Genomic DNA, 25,088 nt, shown 5'->3' on the forward strand with positions numbered 1-25,088 from the left:
CACCTGCCTTTCAAAGATATTCACCTTTCCTTATATAAAGATAATCGCGGTGACGGAGTCGATATGCTCCAAGTTTAAGACTCTAAAACAACAAGTGCATCGAAAGTTTTTTTCTTACTCTAAATGGCAAATAGTTATTCAACAGAATTTTCAGGGTTCAGTTTTGGCGTTTGTATAAAAATTTGTAGATAGCTTGCCCATTTTTGCTCATGAAGAAAAATGAATGTCGGCAAATTTAATACCAACATAGGGCTGAATTTTAATATTAACTAATATTCACTGTGCTGTGAGGTTGCCAGCCGTTCTATCCGTAATTGATGCCGACTTTAATGAGATGATTATGATAATTGTGTGGGTTTTTGCTCGTAACATGAGATAAGTGTTGGCGAAAAATCTACGAGATACCGAGGCATAGGTTTTATTGACGCCTCGGTAAATGGTATTTACTTCTACGCACTGACTGATACAGCTTTCAGCATTTGTTTTAGCATTGCAGACCGAACTGGCTTTGTAATAAATTCGTTCATACCTGCTTCAAGGCACTTAATTTTGTCTTCTTCCATTGCATTGGCAGTCAGGGCAATAATTGGAATGTTCACTCCCGCAGTTCTGAGCAATCGGGTCGCCTCTATGCCGTCCAATTTTGGCATCGACATGTCCATCAAAATGAGATCGAAGGCGTCTTTCCTGTCTCGCTCAATCTCTTTAATCACCTCAATACCGTCACCGGCGACAACCACACTGTGCCCTGCCCGTTCCAGGATCAGCTTCACCACCATTTGATTCGCTTTGTTATCCTCAGCAACCAATATATGCATAGGAGGAACCGGCATATCCTGGTCGTCGGCCGACAAGGCCTGATTTCTGGTTAATGGTTGAGTGATCGGTATTGAGACTTTAAAACGCGAACCTATGCTCGGTGTACTGACGCACTCAATGGTGCCGTTCATCATTTCAATCAGCTTCTTGCAGATAGCAAGCCCAAGCCCCGTGCCACCATATCGTCGGGTGATACTGTTGTCGGCCTGCATAAACGGAGAAAATATCGCTTTGATACCTTCTTGGGTGATTCCGATTCCGGTATCGCTGACACAAATAACCAGCTGGTCATTGTCGCGGGTTACGTTGATATCAACCTTACCAAACTCGGTAAACTTGACTGCATTTCCGACCAGATTAAGTAAAATTTGGGTAAAACGATTCCCGTCCTGATACATAAGCTCAGGAACGGTCTCATCGATCAGCACATTCAGGGCAATACCCTTCTTGGTTGCTAATCCGAGAATTTGCTTGTAGACAATCGATACGCTGTCCCTCGGATTGATGTTTTCCGGGTGGAGCGAAAAGTTGTCTGATTCGATAAGTGATAAATCCAACACATCATTGATGATAGTCAGTAACAGCTGTGCGGATTTGTCCATCATTGAGACATAGTCTGTCTGTTCTTTTTTAAGCCCTGTGTATTGAAGATTATCGATAAGCCCCAGCACAGCATTCAGTGGTGTGCGGATCTCATGACTCATCATCGCAAGAAAGCGGGATTTTGCCTCATTGGCTTCCTCTGCCTGCTTGCGGGCTGTCTGCAGTTCGGCCAGTTGCTGCTTTCTGTCTGTAATATCTTTTGCGGTACCGCGATAGCCAAGATAGTCGCCATGCTCAGAATAGACAGGTTGACCAGAAATACTCACCCAATGCACAGACCCTGCGTTTCCTATATGCGCTTCAAGGTCTGAAATATGCTCTCTTTTTTCGGTTATTGAGGCCAATAAAGCACGTAAGTCAGACTGGGCCTGAATCTCTTCCATAACCAAATTAGGTGCCATAGGCCGAATTTTATCGGATGGCGATGAGAGATATGAGATGTTGTTATCTGTGTCTGTCTCCCAGAACCAGTCACTTGCTGTTTTCGCAAAGTCGCGGAATCGTTGTCGGCTCGCAGAGAGCTCACGGGTTTTTAAAGACACCAGACTTTTCAGCTTATCTCGGTAATCAATATCAATGATGGTTCTGACAATAAGCGGTCTGAAACGCTTGAGCACTTGCTTTGCTTTGATATCAAACCGGCCGCGATCAGAGGAAAACAGCATGAGCACGGATTCACTGCCATTGACGGTCAAGCCGGTGATGACAGCAGATTGATAGTGAATATGGCTTTCTTGGTAAAGATGATAGAACTCAGGAATACTCTCTGGTGAATAAAGCACAGCGGTATGACCGTTAATACAACGCATAATGGTATTACCGTGACACCACTGAAATTTTTGCAATGCTTTTGATGTGGATACCAGACAGGTGAAAGGCTCTTCACTGAGCTGTGTTCTACTCAAAACTACGGCATCATCAAACGCGATGTATCGCTTGATTACATCAAGTAACGTGTCGAAGATCTCTGCTTTGTTCGTCGCGCCAGACATAGCTGAAATGGCTGACAGTATGGCCTGATTTTCTTCGTGAAGACGTTGCTCGCGCTCTTCTACCCGATTAAGTTCAAAAAGGGTTTCCTGTAATTGCTCTGAAACCAGATCAGTCATACTCGATCCTCATGGAAAACAACTGCGGAAATCATTAAGTTTCCGTGAGCAAGCTCGCCGCAAAGGAACTGTCCCTGTTCTCCAAAAGTGAATGCACAAGCAAAGGGGCTTCCTTTCATTGTCTTGTGCATTTGACTGGCAACCTCATGAAGCTGGTCTTTTATCAGCAACATGCAGCCAGCGCAATAAATTGCTAAGCCACCGATAGGTTTAACATTATTTTCTTTATAGCCACATGCCGAACGCAACACCCGCCCTGCCCTGGTAACCAGCATTTGCCGGGTGCCAGACATCAGGTAGACGGTTTCGCCCACATCAATGTTTGTAAACATCTCAATGCCGCCCCTTTCACTCACAGCAGATGGATGGCTTAGAGCAAAATATGGGATGCCGTGGATCGTTCCTGTTTGCCTTCCTAATGGAAAAAGAGTGGATTGTTTAAAAATACTTTCATCATGAATTTCTTTACGGGTGATTTCCCGATACCACTCACGATAAACATCTGCCGCTGGACGATGATCTAACTCGACCACTTCCCTGCCGTCTACTTTTGTTACTTTGGCTTCAAACCCTACGGTTGAAAATCCACTGTTAAAGGCATAACTGGTTCTTACCGAGGGGTAAAAGACGGCAATTCCCAAGCCATTACAGGTTTCATGCTCATTATCAAAGACTGACCAATTCCCATCTAAATGATTGTCGGCAGCTGTACCACCAATAATGGGAACCGATACGCCAAGCTCTTCAACAATAGATTCGAGAATATCCTCTTCACATCCCGGAGTGGCGTGTAAAACAATCAGCTCGGGCAGCTCTCCCGGACGGTCACTGTTTTCAATTGCCTGTATAAGAGCCGCTTTCGTCACCTCAGCGGCATCTGATTGTCCGTGACCAAAATGTAATACAGCAGAGCCGTACGCTCCCTCTGGGTCTTCTAATGCCCATACAGCAACTGTTTGGCCGTCAATGTAACCACTCTCTGTGATTAAGCCCTGACATGAAGAGCAACCAATTATTTGAGCATCGGGATAGCACATTCCAAGTTGTTGACGAATCACAACTATGTCTGTCTCTTCGGTATGATACACCACTAACAGAGATGGCGAGACAATGGTTTCACACAAGCTCTCTACAATTCTGCTGACGGCTGTCCGACTGCATTTGTCTGACGAAAAAGCGGTGGCTATCTTCATGAGGCTTGGTGTCCTGTTTTTCAAATAGTGGCTGATGACGAGTGTCATCGGTATCAAGGCGAGCAGGCTACCTTTTTGTCTCAAAACTGGGCAGAATGGCAAGTAAATAAAGGGAATGGCTCCAATTAAAGTGACGATGATCACGCTAATTTTTATCACTCTTAATTTATATGCAACAAAGCTCTTATTCTAATTATTTTCTTAATTGAATGCTTTTATTAATTAATCATCAGAAAAACATATTAAAAAATCACTTCACTTCAATATTTAAAAAATAAAATAAAACAATAATTAAACATATTATTAACAATAATAAAACATATTTATATGAGGGTATAATGAGTTGAATTATGCATATTTAATTCAACTGTACTTTAGTATTATTTTTATCTTTTTTTCATTTTTAGTAATGAGATTTATTCTCAATTGAGCCTTTTTAAAATAAAAAATGGCAACCGAAATTTGAAAAAAATCCACCGTTGCCATATCTATTATTTTTGCACTTAAAATGCCACTTTCACTTGATCTTCATTAAGGAAAACAATCGCGCGTTCTGGCTTTTCATTCACATCCAAATTAGATGTGGGCACAGTGTACACATACTTATCATCCGTGTTTCCATCTACTGATTCAGCTTCTATTTTTTTGTTTTTATTAATGTAAAACAACACCTTGGTTGGCTTCTCCATAGATGTGACGGTCAATGAGAAATCATCTGAAGAATTTGCTCCAACACGGATTGAGACAGGGCCAGAAACGGCTTTAATATCGCATTGGTTATTATGTAAGACGCATGTTTTAGCGGAGATGCTGGTATCGTGATTGAAGGTTCTCCAGAAGAAAGCAGTGATAAGCAGACTCATCATGAAGAGTATTTGGAGAAGTCTAGCGCGGGTCAGTTTTTCAGCTGCCATAATAATATTGGTCCGTGTGTATTAGTTCAAAGTTTTTATATAAATATACATTGGTACAAATCACCATTTTGGGTGAATCTGTATTTAGTTTGTTAACTGCAGTATCATCGGAGGTGAAAAATGCCACCTTTAGATAAAAATAGCAATGGAATGCGAACTTTAGTCTTACGTCACACTTCTGCATTCAACGCATAGAGTGGCATATTGACCCTTTTGGTCACATTTAACTGCGAGTGAAGTCATCAAAATGTGGAAGCATGCAAATGAACCAAGAAAAGCAACTTGAATCCGGCTACAACTATCGTGTAGTCCGGCAGTTCACTTTGGTAACGATTCTTTGGGGCATAGTCGGCATGGCTGTCGGTGTGTTAATTGCCGCTCAGTTGGTCTGGCCCTCTTTGAACTTCGACACCCCATATCTTACCTATAGCCGATTACGCCCACTGCATACTAATGCGGTTATCTTTGCGTTTGGCACGAGTGCATTGTTCGCGACCTCTTATTACGTGGTCCAGCGAACCTGTCAAACAAGACTCTTTGGAGGAAAACTGGCTGAGTTCACCTTTTGGGGTTGGCAAGCAGTTATCCTATCTGCCGCTATTTCGCTACCACTCGGATACACAACCAGCAAGGAATATGCTGAGTTGGAGTGGCCCATTGATATCGCGATTGCGATTGTCTGGGTGTCGTATGCGGTAGTTTTTTTCGGTACATTAGTAAAAAGAAAAACCTCACACATCTATGTGGCGAACTGGTTTTTCGGTGCCTTTATCCTGACCGTCGCTGTACTTCACATCGTGAATAGTATGGCTATCCCTGTTTCGGGCATGAAGTCATATTCAATATACTCAGGTGCTGTCGATGCCATGATTCAGTGGTGGTACGGACATAATGCAGTCGGTTTTCTGCTGACTGCAGGGTTCCTGGGAATGATGTACTATTTCGTGCCCAAGCAAGCTGGACGCCCCGTTTATTCTTACCGCCTTTCTATTGTCCACTTCTGGGCCCTGATATCTCTGTACATCTGGGCTGGCCCGCATCATCTTCATTACACTGCGTTACCAGACTGGGCGCAGTCGCTGGGTATGGTGATGTCAATTATTCTGTTTGCGCCCTCATGGGGTGGCATGATTAACGGCATCATGACCTTATCTGGTGCGTGGCATAAGCTGCGTTACGATCCGATCCTTCGATTCTTGATTGTTTCCTTATCGTTTTATGGGATGTCGACGTTTGAAGGCCCTATGATGGCAATCAAATCGGTCAATGCCCTCTCCCACTATACAGACTGGACCATTGGTCATGTTCACTCTGGCGCGCTGGGCTGGGTAGCCATGGTCTCTATTGGTGCTGTTTATCATCTGGTGCCCAAGCTGTTCGGTCAGGAACGGATGTATTCAATCAGCCTTATAAATACCCACTTCTGGTTAGCAACTGTGGGTGTTGTGCTTTATATCGTTGCGATGTGGATTTCAGGAGTGATGCAGGGACTAATGTGGAGTGCTGTAAATGCTGATGGCACGCTGCAATACAGTTTTGTTCAGTCACTTCAGGCCTCATACCCCTTCTACTTTGTACGCTTCGTTGGAGGTGCCATTTATCTATCTGGCATGCTCCTCATGGCCTATAACGCTTATAAGACGATCATGGCACCCAAAGCCAGTCTTAAAGCCATAGAACAAGTTGCATAGGGAGGCATGAAAATGAGTTCTAAACGTCATGAGATTGTCGAAAAGAATGTCGGCCTGTTCGCCATACTAATGATTCTGGCCATCAGCGTCGGTGGTTTGGTTGAAATCACGCCGTTGATGTTTCAAAAACAAACCACAGAGCCAGTCACCAACTTGCGTCCTTACAGCGCGTTGGAAATGGAAGGCCGTGATATCTACATCCGAGAAGGGTGTAATGTGTGCCACAGTCAGATGGTTCGCCCTTTCCGTGCAGAAACAGAACGCTATGGTCACTATTCAGTTGCAGGTGAAAGCGTCTGGGAACACCCCTTCCTTTGGGGTTCCAAACGAACAGGGCCTGACCTTGCCCGTGTCGGTGGTCGCTATTCTGATGAGTGGCACCGGGTACACCTGATCAACCCACGCGATGTGGTGCCAGAATCGAATATGCCGGGGTTTCCGTGGTTAGCTGACACCATTCTTGATGGTGAGCTGTCAGGTAAAAAGCTGGCGTTGTTCCGCGACAACTTCGGTGTTCCCTACACAGATGAACAAATTGCCAACGCTAAAGCGGAGGTAGCGGGCAAAACTGAAATTCAGGCCTTGATTGCTTATCTCCAGTCTCTTGGCCACGCGATGAAATAAGGAGTTCTCATGGCAATGTTTAATGCAATTTGGACGCTGGTACTGTTCATCATGTTTGTAGGAATTGTTCTGTGGGCTTACAGCAGTAGTCGCAAAAAAGATTTTGAGGAAGCCGCCAATCTGCCCTTTGCAGATGAAGAACAGAAATTAAATAAAGATGGAGAGAAGTAATGACTACATTCTGGACCGTTTTTATATCTGTGCTGACTCTGGGGACTATTTTTGGTTGCGGCGCCTTGGTGCTCTGGTGTAGCAAAGACTATGAAGGCCTGAAAGATGGAGAGGATATGGGACACGAGTACGACGGTATTCGTGAATTGAACAATCCACTCCCTAAGTGGTGGTCATACATGTTTTGGATGACCATTGTATTCGGCCTTGTGTATTTACTACTCATGCCGGGGTTGGGCGGTTTCAAAGGCCTTCTTGGATGGCAAAGCTCCGCCCAAACAGTGAGAAGCCTTGAGGAGTCTCGCGAATTCGCTAAAAACGCAGATCATGTTTATGACCAGTATCATCGAGAGCTTGAGTACAAGGAAAAGCTATATGGCAAAACCTTCCGTGCACTGGCATATGTCCCGAACACGGACCAGTTACTACCCATTGAAGCGATAGCTCAAAATCGGGAGGCGTTACGTGTGGGCGAGCGATTGTTTGCACAGAATTGCTCTCAATGTCATGCCTCGGATGCCCGGGGGCAGTCAGGTTTTCCGAATCTAACCGACAAGGCATGGTTATACGGTGGCGCTCCTGCAAAAATTAAAGAAACCATTGTTCGGGGCCGCGTGGGAAACATGCCTGCGTGGCGTGACGTTATGGGCGAGGATGGCGTTAAAGAAGTGGCAGCGTATGCCCTGAGTCTGTCAGGCCGTAAGGTGGACGCAAAACTTGCTGCAAAAGGCAAAACCCGTTTTGTGGTTTGTGGTGCCTGCCACGGCACTGATGGTAAGGGCAATCCGGCCTTCGGTGCGCCTGACCTGACCGATAACGTCTGGCTTTATGGGGGATCGCGTCGAGCGGTAGAGGATACCATCAACTACGGCCGCCAAGGTGTGATGCCTGCGTGGAAAGATATTCTGGCGGAAGACAAGATCCAGTTATTGTCTGCCTATATCTGGCAACTCAGTCACCTCGAAAACCAGTAATAGTCCGAACGCTTCGAGGTTTTCGGGGCTTTTTTCTTTTGTCATCGGAGACGCTATTGAGATGATACGACCTTGGTATAAGCAGTTTTGGCCTTGGTTTTTAATTGCCCTACCCGGCACTGTTGTTGTTGCCAGTCTTTTTACTTTTTACTTGTTCTCTAAGAACTCAGTTAGCTTGGTGACTGACGATTATTATAAGAAAGGAAAGAGCATCAACCGGGATCTGTCTAAACTAAAGGCAGCAGATAACCTAAACATTCGGGCATCACTGACAGGAAATGAAAACCGGATGACGCTGCGACTGAATAAAGGCGCATTGCCTTTCTACCCGCCAATTCGCATTAAGTTTCAGCACAGAACATTACCTGAAAAAGATGTGATTAGAATGCTGTCACCGGATGCCAAGGGAAATTACCGATTTTCACTGGAGAAAGCTTTAACCGGCCCTTGGTTTATAGAACTGAGTGCCCACGACAACAGTTGGAAGCTGGCAAACCGCGCAAATTTTCCAACTACAGAAACCGTCACACTTTATGGCCAAAATAAGGAATGACAGAAAACTGCTATCACTGCGGAGAGCCTGTATTAACCGGTGACTCCTACCAAGTTGAGATCTTCAACGATATCAAGACTATGTGCTGTCCGGGATGTCAGGCTGTTGCTGCCACAATAGTCGCCAGTGGATTGACGTCGTACTACCAGTACAGGACGGCTACTGCCGATAAATCAGACCTTGTTCCGGAAGAACTTCAGTCCTTCTCTCTGTACGATAATGACGATGTCCAAAAGGACTTTGTTTCTCAACGCGATAACGTTAACGACGTAATATTGTCTATTGACGGTATTTCCTGTGCCGCCTGCGCCTGGCTCATCGAGAAAAAGCTCTCAGGACAGAAAGGCGTCATCCGGATTCAGGTCAACTCCACCAATCAACGAGCCAGTGTCAGCTGGGACCCCAACCAAACAAAGTTGAGCAAGATCCTCAGCTCAATTCATCGGCTGGGTTATCAGGCCGCCCCCTTTGAGGCAGATAATCAGGAGATCATTTATCACAGACAAACAAAGCAGTACCTTTATCGCCTTGGTGTAGCTGGCTTAGCCACGATGCAGGTAATGATGCTGGCGTTTGCCCTGTATTTTGAAATATTCAGTGATATGGATGAAGCCTTCAGAAATTATCTCCGTTGGGTCAGCCTTATCTTTGCCACACCAGTGTTGCTTTACTCAGCCTTACCTTTCTACATCAATGCATGGCGTAGTGTAAAAGCGAGAACCTTGGGTATGGATGTGCCTGTGTCTATCGCCCTGTTGTTCGCTTACTCAGCCAGTCTGTATGCCACGGTTCAAGAAAAAGGTGAGGTGTTTTTTGAGTCTGTGGCAATGTTTACCTTCTTTTTGCTATTGGGACGTTTTCTTGAGCTGCGTGCCCGCAGAACCGCAGTTGCTGCAAGTGCGAATTTACTTAAGCTGATCCCAAAACTGGCAACCTTGATAGATGGCAGCCAATTGCCCGCCAAATCATTGCAACCGGGAGATAAGGTTCGCATCCTGCCAGGGGAAGCCGTGCCCGCTGATGGCGTGATCATCTCCGGTATCACTCAGATTGATGAGTCGATGCTGACAGGAGAATCCATCCCAAAGAACAGGAGCGTGGGGGATAGTGTTTTCGCCGGGACGGTTAACATTGAGGGAAACCTTGACATTGAGGTGTCCAAACGTCGTCAGGATTCATTGATATCTGAAATTGTTCGACTGCAAGACGAAGCCCAGATGACCAAGCCTCGAATTGCAGAGCTGGCAGATGTGATTGCGCGCTATTTTATCGTCACCATCCTACTGGTATCTCTCTGCACATGGCTTTATTGGACTCAACAACAACCAGACGATGCTTTCTGGATAATGCTCTCTGTACTGGTCGCGACATGTCCATGCGCACTGTCACTGGCAACTCCTGCCGCCCTTACCTGTGCAACCAGCTCTCTCGGTAAGCTGGGTATTCTTCTGAGGCGAGGCCATGCGTTAGAAACGCTGCCGAAGGTGAATCGACTGATCATTGATAAAACAGGAACACTAACCGAAGGTAATATTGAGTTACAGTGTCACGAAATTTATATTGATAAACCTCCCGCGGAATTACTGAGCATTGCATCTGCCTTGGAGTCATTTTCGAGCCACCCCATCGCCGCAGCATTTGCAGAGGTAACACCCAACCCAAATGTATCAGATGTTAGCAATGATATAGGTTGTGGCTTAACGGGACGCTATCAGAATCAAACGTGGAAGATTGGTAAACCTGATTATGCATTGAGTGATACATCACTGTCAGAGGTTTCGAAGCATCAAGTGTGGCTTTCGTGTGAAGGTAATGCTATCGCGTCATTTCATCTCAGCGATCCCATCCGTGACAGCAGCTTTGCGCTGATTCAGTCGTTCAAAGAACAGAATATAGAGACCACAATATTAACCGGCGACAGCTCACAACACGCCATGCATGTTGCGGAAGAACTGGGTATTGATAATGTCGTTTCGGGGGTCACTCCCAAGGGTAAGCTTGAGTATCTTAACGAATTAGCACCGCATGACGTTGCGTTGATGGTAGGTGACGGCGTCAATGACGCACCGGTTTTAGCCGGTGCTCATCTATCCGTCGCCATGGGTGGAGGGTCAGATATCGCCAAAGCATCAGCCGATATGATCCTTTTGGGGGACGATTTACAAAGAATTCTCGATGCAAGAGCGCGTGCGATTAAAGTACGACGAATCATCAGACAAAATCTCGCTTGGGCACTTGGCTACAATATCATCATATTGCCTTTGGCCGTTTTGGGGTTTGTTGCCCCCTATGTTGCTGTGGCGGGTATGTCGGCCAGTTCGTTGATCGTAGTAGCTAACTCATTACGTCTACTGAAAGACCCATATGAAAAATAAGTACGGTAAGTGATATGGAAAGTTTATACATACTGATACCACTCGCGATCATTCTGGTTACCATCGCGGTGGGTATTTTCATCTGGGCGGTAAAATCTGAACAATTTGAGGATTTGGAACGTCAGGGAATGAATATTCTGCTTGATGATGACGACAACAAAAAAAGTAAAAATGAGCCAGAACAATGATGACAATGTCTGGTGACTTTCTCGCTGCATTGCTTATTGGCCTGTTGGGTGCCGGTCATTGCCTTGGTATGTGCGGTGGTATTGGTGCTGCAGTCTCGATGGCGACACCAGACTATAAAAGTAAATGGCCTTTTTTGTTCGGTTATAACCTCGGTCGCCTAGCCAGCTATGCCTTTGCAGGATTTATCCTGGGTGGGGCATTTTCCAGCGCTATTGATATAGCCAATATCAAACATGGATTAGTCTGGCTGAGAATAGTCGCGGGTATCATGCTGGTGCTGGTCGCCCTGTATCTTGCCCGAATCTGGAATGGGCTTGCCTACATCGAGAGAATCGGAAAATACCTCTGGCGATTTCTGTCGCCTCTCACGACAAAACTGTTACCCCTGAAGAGTCCGTTATCAGCTGTTCCCTTTGGGATGGTGTGGGGATGGTTGCCCTGCGGTCTGGTATATTCTGCATTGAGTTGGTCAGCAGTCTCTGGCTCTGCATTTCAGGGAGGCCTGCTGATGTTATTTTTTGGATTAGGTACCCTGCCTGCTATGTTGGTTGTTGGCGGAGCAGCGGAAACGATGAAAACCTACCTCAACAATATGATGTTTAGACGTTTTTCCGCATTAATAATGCTAGTGTACGGAATTGTTACCGCTTTCAATGCTGCAAAATTATTATAGGTGTGTCGCATTTTCCACACACTAAGTGGTAATATAAACGCATCCTCATCAAGACCCGCAAACGTATGAAAAACACAATAGCCACCTTCAAACGTTCTACATCCGGCACCTGTCCAACCATTCATTGCCAAAATTGCAGTATCAGTCAGCTCTGTATCCCTTTCACACTCGATGAACAAGAGCTCGACCAACTGGATGACATTATTGAACGGAAAAAACCCGTTCAAAAAGGACAGACACTGTTCAAAGCTGGTGATGGTCTACAGGCTCTCTATGCAATACGCTCGGGCAGTATCAAAAGCTACACCATTACAGAGCAAGGTGAAGAACAGATAACAGGCTTCCACCTCGCTGGCGATCTTGTTGGCTTTGATGCCATAACAGAAATGAGCCATCCAAGCTTTGCGCAGGCTTTAGAAACGTCAATGGTGTGCGAGATCCCTTATGAAGTGCTGGATGAACTATCTGGACAAATGCCGAAGCTTCGACAACAAATCATGCGTTTGATGAGTAGCGAGATAAAATCTGACCAGAATATGATCTTGTTACTCTCGAAGAAAAATGCGGAAGAGCGACTCGCAGCCTTCTTATACAGTTTGTCTACCCGCTTTGGCGAACGAGGATTCTCAGCCCGGGAGTTTCGCCTGACGATGACCCGCGGCGAGATAGGTAATTATCTCGGTTTGACGGTAGAAACTATCAGTCGTTTATTGGGTCGCTTCCAAAAAAGTGACTTGCTGGCAGTGAATGGTAAATACATCACTATTCTAGATAATGAAAAAATGCGTGATCTTGCAGGATATTAATCGCTAAGCTTCTGTTAAAAATCGTTTTTATTGAATGGCGCCCTGTGCGCCATTTTTGTTTTCTCTCACATATCGCTCACAATGTCTCAAACAAATGAGCAGAACTACGTTAAATTAAGGGTAAGACTCATTTTGTTGTTCAGGAGACCAAGATGGACAGATATACCAATATACTTGTCGCCATCGCAGCCGAGCAGGAGGAACAGCCTGCCCTGTCCCGTGCTATCCTGATAGCACGTAAATCCGCTTCTCCCGTTAAACTGACATTATTCCTCGCCATTTATGATTTGTCCTATGAAATGACATCCATGCTGTCTTCTGATGAAAGACAGGCTATGCGCTCTGGTGTGGTCAAACAACGTGAGGAGTGGCTGGAATCGCTGCTGGCGGAGCAGGACACGACACACATCGACATTCAACGACATGTTGTCTGGCATAACCGTCCTTATGAAGCGCTAATCGGTAAAGTGTTTGATGATAATCACGATCTACTGGTCAAAGCTACGCACATGCATGACAAATTAGGGTCAGTGATTTTTACCCCCACAGACTGGCATCTACTTCGAAAATGTCCCTGCCCTGTTCTTTTGGTTAAAGAACACGGTTGGCCTGAAAACGGAAAAATTCTTACTGCGGTAAATGTGTCATCAGACAATGAAGCGCATATCGACCTCAATGACAAGTTGATCTCTGAATCTAATGCCATTGCGTCACTGCTGAATGCTGAGGTGCACCTGGTTAATGCTTACCCTGCTACACCAGTAAATATTACCGTTGAGCTCCCTGAATTTGATCCTTCTTCATACACAGATGCGGTGCGTGGTCATCATTTATTAACGATGAAAACATTGCGTCAGAAACATTCTATCAATGATGACCTGACCCACGTTGAGGAAGGTCTGCCTGAAGATGTGATCCCTGAGGTAGCAAAAAAATTAGATGCTGAGCTTGTCATTCTTGGTACCACTGGCCGCAGTGGTCTCTCAGCAGTGTTCATTGGAAATACCGCGGAACACACCATAGACCAGTTAGATTGTGATTTATTGGCAATCAAACCTGATGGTTATGTGAGTCCTCTGGCTCCTGCATCGGTAGAGAGAGATTAGTCTGGGAGCGACCTGACGAAGATAGCCTCTAGTGAGGCTATCCGGTGAAAGTGTCTTGAGCTGAAATGTACTCTTTTGACGATAAAATGATGACTTACCAGCGGCAGCAAAGCCGATTACTGTGGATATAAGTCAGACATTCGTCACATCAATAAACATCGATTCATCAATGTTTGTCGATGATACCGTCGCCTCACTGAACGCATATTCTTGTCTTTTTTCCGTTCGATCAATCGGTAAATTAACGAAATCAAACAGTTCTTTATCTGCTAGCTGGCTTGGGCTGACATTTTGTATAGATTTGAAAATACTCTCAACCCTACCCGGTGTCTTTCTATCCCAGTCAACTAACATTGCTTTAATTGACTGACGCTGAAGGTTTTCCTGTGAGCCACAAAGATTACATGGGATGATCGGGAAAGCTTTGTGTTCCGCATACTGAATCAGGTCTTTCTCCCGACAGTATGTCAGTGGACGGATAACGACATTACGACCATCATCAGAACGCAGTTTTGGTGGCATGGCTTTTAGGCGCGCACCATGAAACATATTAAGGAACATTGTCTCTACAATGTCGTCAAGATGATGACCCAGAGCTATTTTCGTTGCACCAATTTTTTCAGCAAACGAATACAAGGTACCGCGACGTAAACGAGAGCATAAACCGCAAGTGGTTTTTCCTTCTGGCACCTTCTCTTTCACAACTGAATATGTGTCTTTATCAACTATGTAGTAAGGAATATTCAGAGACTCAAAGTATTCAGGCAAGATATGTTCAGGAAAACCAGGTTGTTTCTGATCAAGGTTCACTGCGACAACCTCGAAATTGACTGGCGCTGACTCTTTTAGCCTTAGCAGAATATCCAACATTGCAAACGAGTCTTTACCACCACTGATGCATGCCATTACAACATCATTTTCTTCGATCATGTTGTAATCAATGATGGCATTGCCAACGTTTCTTCTCAGCCGTTTCTGAAGTTTGTTGAATTCAAGTGTTTCTTTTCTGGTGTCTTGTTGACTCATGCTGACTTCTCATGCTCCCGGCGTTAACACCGCTTACAATTTTTATGGTTGGATATATTTAAGGGGGCGGATTATACGGATTTTTACTTAAGGTGAAAACAATTCTCTCCCTGATGCTGGGTTGCGGCTACCCAAAGACGGTGCTGATGAAAAATAGCCCGCCTACTTGTTTCGTTAAATGCTATGTCAGTCTCTCGGGATCCAAGGGGTAATTTTTACCGGGGGTGATGTAAACAGTACCCTCTCATTTTTACTCAGAATATCAGGGTGTAGGATGGCCATCTTATTTTTCACATCAATTATATTTCCTGTGTTGGTCGTTAAATGATTCACAGGCTGGCTAAAGTGCACAGTGACGCCTTTTACTTCTGGCATAAACCATGAGGACAACATACCGCCAAGGTCAGCCATCATGGCGTTCATTTGCGGTAATATGTCAACCAGTTGTTGATGCGATATGCCTTGTGAAAACGTATCGGTTGTCATCACCTGATAGGATATATCACAGGGAATATCCCCATCGGTGACGATAAAGACGTCAGGGTTTACTTTTTTTAAGTGGCGGTCTATTGGCAGCAGCAATTCCTGAGATTCAGGGACAGAAATTGCTTCGTAATTGTCTTTTTTGGTCATCCACGCCTTGGTTATCCGGCATACCTCGCCAGTATTAGGGGAAACCATAAAATAACCCACTTTGACTGCCGGATGATCGACACCCTGATTATGTTTGAGCTGGGCGTAGAGCTTACTATAACTGAACGTTAGCTGAGTTGCCGAGGCGCAGGGAGCGAATAGAAGAGCCACCAGCAAAGCCGCTATACGTTTGCTCATCCTTGTCTCCAAAACTTATTGTTGTGCCGAAGCATGTCTTTTACTTCATCGACGTAAATCTGACCACGTTCAGAATATCGGGTCAAGCCGTCAGCGAGCATCGCTGCATCCAGCATATCCCCCTTTTCTCTGAGTTGCCTGCGAATTTCTCTGACCCCGGCATACGCATCATTGCGATTGATGTTGATAAAATATGCATTAACCGAGTCTGATACAGAGTCAAAAACAGCGACCTCATGTGTTTTATCACTGGAGCGTTGATTCGGCACCATTCCGCAGCCTCGCTGATAGCACCACTGACCAAAGTAGTTATTCCCTTCAACGGCAAACCGTGATGTCCCCCAGCCTGATTCTTTTGCTGCCTGCACTAAAACCAACGATACGGGAATGATGTCAACTCTTGATAACATTTGTGCGAACCACGTGGAGTCCGGTGGCCGATGGCCAAAATCCACGTCGTATCTCACCGCAAGCTCGCGCAAGTACGCGACGTCATTTGTAGAAAGAGTCTGTTTTTTACTGAGGGAGAGAAGATGCTCTCTCGTATTCAGGGCATCTCGGTTTGCCTGTTCAACAGCTGGTCTGAGATAGGAAAAGAACGCGGCTTTTTTTTCGTTCACATCGGTGATCGATGAAAAGTCTGGTTTAGCCGCTGCGGAAGAGTAGTGAGCGCTGTGTGGCTCATTTTCCGGGACTTGCGTCTTATTAGCAGGTGGTTGACAGGCGGTGATCGTCGTACTCATTGCTATTACAACGACAGCAAATTTACATCTATTCAAGCGTCAAAGTAACCTCGAGGTCCTTGCTCATCATCAAATGGTTCAGGTTTATCTTCTGCGACAGTAACAGAAATGCCTACGCCAAACATTTCGCGATAAACAATGCCTTTTACATTAAACAAAAAGGGTAATGCCCAAAACAGTGCTAAACCGACAGTAATAAGGGAAAGCACGAATAGCCCTGCTATGACCACATAAACAGCGCATAATGGTAACAGTTTTTTTGTCACAGCTCTAAGCGAAACCCACATTGCCTCGGTTACCCGCATCTCTTTCTCACAGACCAATAAGGGCGTCATTGAAAAGGCGATACCAAAATAGAGCCCAAGCAGAGGCAGAAGATAATTAGCAAATGTTTGTAGTGACGTTGTCACAAGAATAGCAAAAGTAATGGCCGACGCGTAAGCCAAACCTTTAAGCAGATGACGGGGCTTTGTATCAAAACCAATAGCATGGCTCAGTCCCATCAGGCTGGCACCTGCGTATAGAGGTGCACAGATCACCGTACTACAGAACGAAGCTATTCTCATTGCCGCACCCTGCTCAAGGGTAAATGGTTCTGCTCTTCCCAAAGACTGTAAAATGCTTGACGGATTTTCAATTGCTAAAGAAATAACCACCAGCCACACCGAAACATTCGCCAGAAATAAAAGCAGCATCGCGGGCAGAAAACGCCAAAATTGTTTCGTCGTGAGGGTAACGGCCTCATCTAGAATATTTATTGCACTCAGCGAGTACGTGCCTTTAAGCGCCTTATCTATGGAGCCACCAATATTTAGCTCATTATTGAGTTCTTTTTCTTTCATATTGGACATTTATCCATCAAATGAAAATTTGAGGTGTTCTCTTAAGTTATAGATGAAATCACCTATGGGATCTCAGCCAAGTTCCTTTTTTGCGTTTTTTATAAGCGGTATACTTTGCCGCCATTGCCCGAGAGGGTGGTTGATGTCGGGCTACAAGAACAAAAATTAAACGCATTAACCGGGCATGAAATATGTCTGGCTAGTTTCATGATTATGCATAGCGGATATTGTTAAAAAACGCTTTAACTTACATGTTCGCACGTCTATCATGCGCTTCTATTTTTTTGGGGAAATTCATTAACTAATCGCCCGCGATTTAGGAGAGATAGAAGAATTGAACGCGACACAAGCCAATAACAAACCCGTCGTACAGCTTAGAGATTTATGCAAAAGCTTTGACGGTAAAAAAATCATCAGTGATTTTAACCTGGATGTTAACCATGGTGAGTTTCTTACCATTCTCGGTCCTTCAGGTTGTGGTAAAACAACTGTCCTTAGGCTCATAGCGGGTCTTGAAGATGCCGATGAAGGAAAAATCCTTCTCGCTGACCAAGATGTCACACGTATCCCCGCTGAAAATCGTCATGTAAATACTGTCTTCCAAAGTTACGCGCTTTTCCCGCACATGACGGTCTTTGAGAACGTCGCTTTTGGCCTGAGAATGCAGAAGGTCAATGAGAACGAGATAGAACCCCGGGTGATGGAAGCGCTTCGTATGGTGCAACTGGATCAGTTCGCACCGCGTAAACCTCATCAGTTATCGGGCGGCCAGCAACAACGTGTTGCCATAGCGCGTGCAGTTGTGAATAAACCCAAAGTCCTTTTGCTTGATGAGTCGCTTTCTGCGCTTGATTACAAACTGCGTAAAAAAATGCAGATGGAGTTGAAACAGCTTCAACGCAAGCTGGGCATTACCTTCATATTTGTTACCCATGATCAGGAAGAAGCTCTGTCGATGTCAGACCGTATTATTGTGATGCGTAGTGGTGACATTGAGCAGGATGGCTCACCCCGTGAGATTTACGAAGAGCCGAAAAATCTCTTTGTCGCGCGCTTTATTGGCGAAATTAACGTCTTCGATGCCACCGTTATTGAGCGTCTTGATGAGAAACGGATCACTGCGACTGTTGAAGGACGACAATGTCAGGTGTTCTGTGACTTGGATGTGTCTACCGGTGATGAAATCAAAGTGCTGTTGAGACCAGAGGATTTGCGTCTGGAAGAGCTTCATAACGGTGACGCGGCAAGTGGCATTGTCGGTTATGTCAGAGAGCGTAATTACAAGGGCATGACATTAGATTCCGTGGTTGAGCTTGAATCGGGTAAATCAGTGATGGTGAGCGAATTCTTCAATGAAGATGACCCGGATGTTGACCACTCACTGAATCAGAAAGTCGCTGTCACCTGGGTTGAAAGCTGGGAAGTGGTACTGCCTGATGAAGAAGATTAATTTACAGAACGCCATTATTGGCCTGATAGTTGGCTGGTTGTTGCTGTTTGTCTTTATTCCGAATCTGATGATCATTATCACGAGTTTTCTAACCCGCGATGATGCAAATCTGGTTGAGATGACGTTCACCTTAAGCAACTATGCCAAGCTGCTTGACCCGCTTTATGCCAAGGTGGTGTGGCACTCTTTTTATATGGCGGCCATTGCTACCCTGCTTTGCCTGTTAATTGGTTATCCGTTTGCTTACGTGATTGCCAGAATGCCGGAAAAGATGCGGCCTATTATGCTGTTTCTGGTTATTGTGCCGTTCTGGACCAATTCCTTAATCCGTACTTATGGCCTCAAAATTTTTCTCGGCACACGCGGATTGCTCAACGAGTCCCTGCTGTCTATCGGAATAATTGATAAGCCCCTGCGAATCATGTACACAGAGTATGCGGTTATGGTGGGTTTGGTATACATCCTCCTGCCCTTTATGATCCTCCCTCTCTATTCAAGTATTGAGAAACTGGATAACAGCTACCTAGAGGCAGCAAAAGATCTCGGTGCCAGCAAACTGCAAAGCTTCTTTAAAGTGGTTGTTCCCCTGACGATGCCGGGCATCATTGCCGGTTGTCTGTTAGTTCTCCTCCCTGCTCTGGGTATGTTCTACGTGTCGGATCTTTTGGGCGGAGCAAAGAACCTGTTAATTGGTAACGTTATCAAATCTCAGATCCTGAACGTACGAGACTGGCCGTTTGGTTCGGCGGCGAGTATCTCGCTGACAGTGCTGATGGGACTGATGCTGTTCGCATACTGGCGGGTGGGTAAATTGCTTAACAGGAAGGTGGAGCTGGAATGAATCGTTTATTTAAAACCAGCTTTATGACGCTGGTTTATGCATTTTTATATATTCCTATCATCATTCTGATTGTTAACTCGTTTAACGCCAGTAAGTTCGGGATGAAATGGAAAGGCTTCACCACAAAGTGGTATGAGCAACTGGTGACAAACGACAGTCTGGTGCAGGCGGCGGGTAACTCGCTGACTATCGCCGTGATCTCTGCGACCGCGGCTGCGTTAATTGGCAGCCTGACGGCCGTTGCACTGTATCGCTATCAGTTCCGTGGCAAAAACTTTGTCAACGGTATGCTGTTCGTGGTGATGATGTCACCTGACATTGTTATGGCGATCTCTTTGCTGGCGTTATTTGTGTTAATGGGTGCTCATCTGGGCTTTCTGACTCTGTTGTTGTCGCACATTACCTTTTGCCTGCCGTTTGTGGTGGTGACTGTGTACAGCCGCCTTAATGGCTTTGATGTCAGAATGCTTGAAGCGGCGAAAGACCTTGCCGCTAATGAGTGGGTCATTCTCAGTAAGATCATTTTGCCTCTCGCCGCACCCGCTGTCGCTGCAGGCTGGCTACTAAGTTTCACTCTGTCGCTTGATGATGTCATTGTCAGCTCTTTTGTGACCGGGCCAAGCTATGAGATCCTGCCGTTAAAGATTTACTCCATGGTCAAAGTAGGTGTCTCTCCTGAGGTCAATGCCCTGGCGACTCTGATGCTGATCGTCTCACTCTTCATGGTGATATGTTCGCAACTGCTGGCACGAGACAAAGTGCGCTAACACATTTTCACTATCAGGCACGGCGGTAAACCCGGTGCCTTTCGCATTTATCAGTCACGGGTGAGTTTTCTCACCCGTTATTCTTCTCAACGATATAAACATAAAAACGAGGAGCTCTCCATGAAATCATGGTCTAAGTTCTTGCTGGGCGGCGCCCTGGCGCTATCAGTGACATCTGGCACAGTGGCTGCAGAGGAAGAACTGTATTTCTATAACTGGTCAGAGTACATCCCGCAGGACGTGCTGGAAGATTTCACCAAGGAAACTGGCATAAAAGTTATCTACTCAACGTACGAGTCTAACGAGAGTATGTATGCCAAATTAAAGACCCATCCTGAAGGCTATGACCTCGTTGTTCCATCTACCTACTACGTGGCAAAAATGCGTGAAGAAGGCATGTTGCAGAAAATCGACAAGTCTAAATTGCCACACTTCAAAGGACTGGATCCTAACAATCTCGACAAGCCTTTTGATCCGGGTAACGACTACTCTGTGCCTTATATTTGGGGCGCAACCGGGATTGGTGTAAATACCGAGTTTATGGATAAAGACCAGGTGTCATCATGGGCGGATTTATGGAACCCTGAATGGGAAGGCCAGTTAATGATGATGGATGACGCCCGCGAGTTTTTCCACATTGCGCTGCGCAAACTTGGCTACTCAGCAAACACCCAAGATCCGAAAGAAATTGAAGCGGCTTACAAAGAACTGAAGACCTTGATGTCGAATGTCCGCGTATTCAACTCTGACTTTCCTGCTAACCCGTACATGGCGGGTGAAGTCTCTCTTGGCATGCTGTGGAATGGCTCTGCTTATGTAGCCCGTAAAGAAGAAGTGCCTATCGATATCGTATGGCCTAAAGAAGGTGCTATTTTCTGGATGGACAGCCTGGCTATTCCAAGTTCATCGAAAAATGTTGATGCCGCGCATAAGATGATTGATTTTCTGTTGCGACCTGAAAATGCAGCCAAACTGGCGATGGAAATTGGATATCCAACGCCAGTGAAGGCCGCTTACCCATTGCTGCCAAAGGCATTCAAAGATGACCCAAGCATTTACCCACCTCAGGACGTAATGAATGCGGGTGAATGGCAAAGCTCAGTGGGTGAAGCCAATGCCCTGTATGAAAGCTACTTCCAAAAGTTAAAGGCGGGTCAGTAATGGGGTCAGTGATGATCACCGTCTAATAAGTGACGTCGTAACGAAAACAGCACTCGAGGTGCTGTTTTTTTATTCCTGTTCCTTAACGACTCCCGCCAGTCGTTTTACTCAAGCAGCGAAGGGAAAACACCCATAGCCATTAAAGACAATTCATTTACCCAATGCCACATTAGGCAAGTAACTCATTAACCAGTTCAGGCACCAGCTCAGTGGCTTTGCCGTAACGCTTCTCAGCAAACTCACTTTCCACCGCGCTGGGTTCAAGGTTGACCTCGATAGTATGTGCGCCATAAATGCTGGCTTCATGGACGAATCCTGCCGCCGGATATACCGCACCTGATGTACCTATCGAAATAAACAAATCAGCCTCCACCAGCACATCATGAATTTTGTCCATTGCGATTGGCATTTCGCCAAACCAGACAATATGGGGTCTAATCGGTGAAGGTATCTGACAGCAGTGACAAAGATCTTCGGTATTCAAATCTCCCGGCCAGTCAATGACCTGACCGGATGTTGTGCACCGCGCTTTGAGGAGTTCACCGTGCATATGAATAATATTCTGACTCCCTGCTCGCTCATGCAGGTTATCGATGTTTTGAGTGACAACCGTCACCTTACCCTCAATTTCCCGCTCCAGCCTCGCCAGCGCAAGGTGTGCATTGTTAGGCTCTATAACACCGTGTAGCTGTTGTCGCCTCTCGTTATAAAAGCGTTGAACCAACTCAGGGTTTCTCTCATATCCCTCTGGTGTCGCAACATCTTCAATATGATGCTCTTCCCACAGCCCATCCTGGGCACGAAACGTTCTGATCCCCGACTCAGCAGAAATGCCAGCACCCGTGAGAACAACAATATTTTGATAAGGAAACTGCATAGGGAAAAGTCCTTCGGTTATCTAAATGCGGTTTTATCGGACTTTCTCTGTCTCATCAAAGGCAGCACTCTCATAAAAGTGAAACCCCCGTTAATTTGCATATGGTTAAGCCTTTTTAAGCCATACTTAACAGGTATTTTCATTGATATAGTTATTATTTCGACAGTGCTCAGCTCTTCTCTATTCCGCGTTGCGGTTTGAGGCAGACAGAAAAAAGTGCTTCTTAAAGCAATATTAATCAATATCTTTCATGGTATGTTGAGTTGACTATCATAAATAGCAAAATCCATTTCAGAGTTGCTGCGGGTGTCACATCTGGATCACTGTTGTTCGCCTCTTTGATCGCGTTGATTCTGCTTTTCACGTCATACCAGAGCCACACAGAGACAATACGACAGTCAGTAAAAGAAGCGGTTTACGCCAGCGGTGTGGATAAATTGCTGATTGCACAATTAGAAATTGGTCTGGATGAAGACATCCAGCAATCCCTTGATTTATTGCGGGTGATCACGGACGCCAAACTGGCAAAAGGAACCAGTCTAAAAGGTAATTTTTCCTCTACCGCAACCGCATACTCGCCCTCCGGGTTAGATATCCATACCGTGTTACCGATCAAAACATCTGATGGCAAAGCACTTGGCCGTATTGATCTCTATCATGCCAGTGACAACCTGTTCGAATCTGTTATTTCGCCGCTGAAGTATCCGGTATTGATGCTACTGGTTTATTCCCTTCTGGTGTCTATTCTCGCGTTTTTGATTGTCAGTAAAATACTGACACAACCAATGAAACAAATCGCCCACCAGTTTCATCAGATCACTCCGGGGGAAGATGACCGAATTGATACACCGCAGGGCCATGAAGATAACGAGATTTCAGATTTGGTTGGCGATTTGAATACACTGCTCGACTCTGTTCAGGAGACGATTGAGAATGAGCGCCAGCTGAATGTTAAAAATGAAGCCCTGTCGAGAAAATTCCGTTTTATTTTCGAGCGAGCCAGTGCAGGTATCGGTCTGATTGATGGTGATAATCGTTTGGTGGTAGCCAACCCGGCCTTGATGCGGCTGTTTGGGCAAACGGTGATTGCTGAGCCAGAAAATTTTAAAAACGCTGATTTTTTCTATTTCTTTAATGACAAAAGTGAAATGCAGGATTTGTTAGAGGAATTTCGGACAAAGCCGGGTAATGCGTTCACGTCCATCGATATTCTGTTACGCCGAAAGCTAAAAAGCCCTGATCGGTGGGTGCACTGTTTATTATCAAAAGTAGAGGATTTGGATGACCCGGATACTACGCTATTGGAACTGGTCGTCTATGACATTACTGAGCGTGCAGAACGCGAGCAGAATATTATCTTTGAAGCTGAACATGACCCTGTCACACATTTACTCAATCGCCGGGCGGCAATGAGTAAGTTGTCTGCTGGATTACGACAGGCGGAAGACACAGGGCGTTACTTCGCACTGATGATGATTGATTTAGATGGCTTTAAAAACGTCAATGATACGTATGGTCACGATGCGGGCGACAAGGTGATCATTGATGTGGCGAAAAGAATCCGGCAGTTTTTTAGAAGTTCAGATGTTGTCTCTCGCTGGGGCGGTGACGAATTCCTGATTGGGTTTTCGTATAGCCCGGAGTATGAATCAGCAGTGACAGACATAGCGACAGACTTACAAACTAAAATTGCTCAATCTATTGATATTGGCCATGAACAAAGTGCTACCGTCGGTTCAAGTCTGGGCATCAGCCTTTTTCCGCAAAAAAGTAAAAATCTTCATACCCTAATTGAGCAAGCAGACAGTGCCATGTATTACGTGAAAAACAATGGCAAGAACTTCTTTCACTTCTACACCTCCGACACACCCAAAATGCAGACCCGATGATCTTGTACTCGAGTATGCCATCTCATGAAAAGGTGGAGCCCGTTCTGAAAGTTACTGATCCAGTGCCTGCTGTAGCTGATGAGCAATGTCTTTTAAATCATCACGGGCAAGTAACAGTGCTTGTCTTAGCGTCAATGCTTCTCGCGTCCACACCATAGACACACAGGCAATGATCCTGCCACTGGAAAATACCGGTACAGCAATAGAGGATGTTTTAGATTGAAACGCCTCTCCCACTCTGCTCGCAAGGCCGTCCTTTTGTATCTCTCTTAGCGTCGCAGTCAGTGCTTGACCAGAGATAAATTCACTGTCCATTGGATCATCAATTCGACGAATATGCTCAATGATGAGTGAACGTTCCTCCGGTGGACAATGCGCGAGGTAGCAACGACCGGGTGATGTCCTCAGCATAGGTAATCGAAACCCTGACATGCCACGGTCAATAGACAGCGGACTTCGGCCATGCGTGGTTTCTTGTATCACCATCGCCGCGTCTTCATATGTCGATAAATCCAGAGGCCAGACAAGTTTTTGCGAGTAACGAGCAAAGAGAGGTCCTGCAAGTTGGCAAACTTCTGACTTGGTTGCATAGCCATCACCCAAAGACGCAGCCAACCGGGTAACACGGACCCTTTTAGATGTTGGAGAGAAAGCGATATACCCCTCCTCTTCAAGTGTCTCAAGCAGTCGATACACTGTCGATCTTGGAATATCCAAGCCCGAAGCGATGTCTGCAACTTTACATACCCCGGAGCGATTCACGAATTTCAGAACATCCAGCCCGCGCCGGAGTGCCCTGACTGATTCGGATCTGCGTTTTTCCATTATTTCTCCGTCAATCGTCCTGAGACAGCACGAATC

At 45.6% G+C, this 25,088-nt stretch carries 24 protein-coding genes; 15 read left to right on the forward strand and 9 right to left on the reverse strand.

Going from position 1 to position 25,088, the window contains the following annotated elements:
* Nucleotides 1-449: 449 nt before the first annotated feature.
* The 3 genes from A8L45_RS15295 to A8L45_RS15305 all read right to left on the reverse strand — a co-directional run bounded on the left by A8L45_RS15295 (nucleotide 450) and on the right by A8L45_RS15305 (nucleotide 4,638).
* On the reverse strand, nucleotides 450-2,531 hold the full coding sequence (locus A8L45_RS15295) for an ATP-binding protein (protein WP_068903809.1): 2,082 nt from the start codon (nucleotides 2,529-2,531) through the stop codon (nucleotides 450-452).
* Nucleotides 2,528-3,724, reverse strand: coding sequence for an FIST signal transduction protein (locus A8L45_RS15300; protein ID WP_068903889.1), 1,197 nt, complete (start codon nucleotides 3,722-3,724; stop codon nucleotides 2,528-2,530). Before A8L45_RS15300 ends, A8L45_RS15295 begins: the two co-directional genes overlap by 4 nt.
* A gap of 503 nt (nucleotides 3,725-4,227) precedes the next feature.
* Entirely contained in the window at nucleotides 4,228-4,638 is a 411-nt protein-coding gene (locus A8L45_RS15305; protein WP_068903812.1) for a hypothetical protein, read from the reverse strand.
* Between the two features lie 263 nt (nucleotides 4,639-4,901).
* On the opposite strand from A8L45_RS15305, the gene ccoN reads away from it, so the two are divergent.
* The 10 genes from ccoN (at nucleotide 4,902) to uspE (ending at nucleotide 13,800) form a co-directional block, all read left to right on the forward strand.
* Nucleotides 4,902-6,329 (forward strand): cytochrome-c oxidase, cbb3-type subunit I, encoded by a 1,428-nt coding sequence (gene ccoN / locus A8L45_RS15310; protein ID WP_068903891.1) that lies wholly within the window; start codon nucleotides 4,902-4,904, stop codon nucleotides 6,327-6,329.
* Nucleotides 6,330-6,341: 12 nt separating this feature from the next.
* Nucleotides 6,342-6,953: a cytochrome-c oxidase, cbb3-type subunit II gene (gene ccoO / locus A8L45_RS15315; RefSeq protein ID WP_068903814.1), complete on the forward strand. Its 612-nt coding sequence runs from the start codon at nucleotides 6,342-6,344 to the stop codon at nucleotides 6,951-6,953.
* A 9-nt stretch (nucleotides 6,954-6,962) separates the two neighbouring features.
* Nucleotides 6,963-7,124, forward strand: a complete 162-nt coding sequence (locus A8L45_RS15320; protein WP_068903816.1) for a cbb3-type cytochrome oxidase subunit 3 — start codon at nucleotides 6,963-6,965, stop codon at nucleotides 7,122-7,124.
* Nucleotides 7,124-8,098: a cytochrome-c oxidase, cbb3-type subunit III gene (gene ccoP, locus A8L45_RS15325; protein ID WP_068903817.1), complete on the forward strand. Its 975-nt coding sequence runs from the start codon at nucleotides 7,124-7,126 to the stop codon at nucleotides 8,096-8,098. The genes A8L45_RS15320 and ccoP overlap by 1 nt, the downstream gene beginning before the upstream one ends.
* 61 nt (nucleotides 8,099-8,159) lie before the next feature.
* Nucleotides 8,160-8,651: a FixH family protein gene (locus A8L45_RS15330; protein ID WP_068903819.1), complete on the forward strand. Its 492-nt coding sequence runs from the start codon at nucleotides 8,160-8,162 to the stop codon at nucleotides 8,649-8,651.
* A complete protein-coding gene (locus A8L45_RS15335; protein ID WP_068903821.1) occupies nucleotides 8,648-11,026 on the forward strand; it encodes a heavy metal translocating P-type ATPase in 2,379 nt (792 codons plus the stop codon). The genes A8L45_RS15330 and A8L45_RS15335 overlap by 4 nt, the downstream gene beginning before the upstream one ends.
* A 14-nt stretch (nucleotides 11,027-11,040) precedes the next feature.
* On the forward strand, nucleotides 11,041-11,214 hold the full coding sequence (gene ccoS / locus A8L45_RS15340; RefSeq protein WP_068903823.1) for a cbb3-type cytochrome oxidase assembly protein CcoS: 174 nt from the start codon (nucleotides 11,041-11,043) through the stop codon (nucleotides 11,212-11,214).
* 5 nt (nucleotides 11,215-11,219) lie between these two features.
* Nucleotides 11,220-11,888 carry a sulfite exporter TauE/SafE family protein gene (locus A8L45_RS15345; protein ID WP_217492172.1) on the forward strand — a complete coding sequence of 223 codons (669 nt, stop codon included), beginning with the start codon at nucleotides 11,220-11,222 and terminating at the stop codon, nucleotides 11,886-11,888.
* Nucleotides 11,889-11,953: 65 nt separating this feature from the next.
* Nucleotides 11,954-12,694 carry a fumarate/nitrate reduction transcriptional regulator Fnr gene (gene fnr, locus A8L45_RS15350; protein WP_068903825.1) on the forward strand — a complete coding sequence of 247 codons (741 nt, stop codon included), beginning with the start codon at nucleotides 11,954-11,956 and terminating at the stop codon, nucleotides 12,692-12,694.
* A gap of 152 nt (nucleotides 12,695-12,846) precedes the next feature.
* On the forward strand, nucleotides 12,847-13,800 hold the full coding sequence (gene uspE / locus A8L45_RS15355; protein WP_068903827.1) for a universal stress protein UspE: 954 nt from the start codon (nucleotides 12,847-12,849) through the stop codon (nucleotides 13,798-13,800).
* 132 nt (nucleotides 13,801-13,932) lie between these two features.
* Here uspE and ttcA read toward each other — a convergent pair whose 3' ends face one another.
* From ttcA to A8L45_RS15375, 4 genes are all read right to left on the reverse strand, one after another.
* A complete protein-coding gene (gene ttcA, locus A8L45_RS15360; protein ID WP_068903830.1) occupies nucleotides 13,933-14,826 on the reverse strand; it encodes a tRNA 2-thiocytidine(32) synthetase TtcA in 894 nt (297 codons plus the stop codon).
* A 186-nt stretch (nucleotides 14,827-15,012) separates the two neighbouring features.
* Complete coding sequence (locus A8L45_RS15365; protein WP_068903832.1) at nucleotides 15,013-15,657, reverse strand: DUF2987 domain-containing protein; 645 nt, start codon at nucleotides 15,655-15,657, stop codon at nucleotides 15,013-15,015.
* Nucleotides 15,654-16,400: a glucosaminidase domain-containing protein gene (locus A8L45_RS15370; protein ID WP_068903833.1), complete on the reverse strand. Its 747-nt coding sequence runs from the start codon at nucleotides 16,398-16,400 to the stop codon at nucleotides 15,654-15,656. The genes A8L45_RS15365 and A8L45_RS15370 overlap by 4 nt, the downstream gene beginning before the upstream one ends.
* Nucleotides 16,401-16,432: 32 nt before the next feature.
* Entirely contained in the window at nucleotides 16,433-17,242 is an 810-nt protein-coding gene (locus tag A8L45_RS15375; RefSeq protein ID WP_068903834.1) for a DUF2189 domain-containing protein, read from the reverse strand.
* A gap of 334 nt (nucleotides 17,243-17,576) precedes the next feature.
* Here A8L45_RS15375 and potA point away from each other — a divergent pair, with 334 nt between their 5' ends.
* From potA to A8L45_RS15395, 4 genes are all read left to right on the forward strand, one after another.
* Nucleotides 17,577-18,692 (forward strand): spermidine/putrescine ABC transporter ATP-binding protein PotA, encoded by a 1,116-nt coding sequence (potA, locus tag A8L45_RS15380; RefSeq protein WP_068903835.1) that lies wholly within the window; start codon nucleotides 17,577-17,579, stop codon nucleotides 18,690-18,692.
* Entirely contained in the window at nucleotides 18,679-19,533 is an 855-nt protein-coding gene (gene potB / locus A8L45_RS15385; protein ID WP_068903836.1) for a spermidine/putrescine ABC transporter permease PotB, read from the forward strand. The genes potA and potB overlap by 14 nt, the downstream gene beginning before the upstream one ends.
* A complete protein-coding gene (potC, locus tag A8L45_RS15390; RefSeq protein WP_068903838.1) occupies nucleotides 19,530-20,300 on the forward strand; it encodes a spermidine/putrescine ABC transporter permease PotC in 771 nt (256 codons plus the stop codon). The genes potB and potC overlap by 4 nt, the downstream gene beginning before the upstream one ends.
* 120 nt (nucleotides 20,301-20,420) lie before the next feature.
* Nucleotides 20,421-21,461, forward strand: a complete 1,041-nt coding sequence (locus A8L45_RS15395; RefSeq protein ID WP_068903840.1) for an extracellular solute-binding protein — start codon at nucleotides 20,421-20,423, stop codon at nucleotides 21,459-21,461.
* A 169-nt stretch (nucleotides 21,462-21,630) separates the two neighbouring features.
* Here the strand turns inward: A8L45_RS15395 and cobB are convergent, their stop codons facing one another.
* On the reverse strand, nucleotides 21,631-22,338 hold the full coding sequence (cobB, locus tag A8L45_RS15400; protein ID WP_068903842.1) for a Sir2 family NAD+-dependent deacetylase: 708 nt from the start codon (nucleotides 22,336-22,338) through the stop codon (nucleotides 21,631-21,633).
* A 263-nt stretch (nucleotides 22,339-22,601) separates the two neighbouring features.
* Between cobB and A8L45_RS15405 the strand changes: the two genes are divergently transcribed.
* Entirely contained in the window at nucleotides 22,602-24,227 is a 1,626-nt protein-coding gene (locus A8L45_RS15405) for a sensor domain-containing diguanylate cyclase (protein WP_068903847.1), read from the forward strand.
* Nucleotides 24,228-24,278: 51 nt separating this feature from the next.
* Here A8L45_RS15405 and A8L45_RS15410 read toward each other — a convergent pair whose 3' ends face one another.
* Complete coding sequence (locus tag A8L45_RS15410; RefSeq protein WP_068903849.1) at nucleotides 24,279-25,052, reverse strand: DNA-binding transcriptional regulator; 774 nt, start codon at nucleotides 25,050-25,052, stop codon at nucleotides 24,279-24,281.
* Between the last annotated feature and the right edge of the window lie 36 nt (nucleotides 25,053-25,088).

Origin of the sequence: Veronia pacifica, from assembly GCF_001707825.1 — a bacterium.
Lineage (GTDB): Bacteria > Pseudomonadota > Gammaproteobacteria > Enterobacterales > Vibrionaceae > Veronia > Veronia pacifica.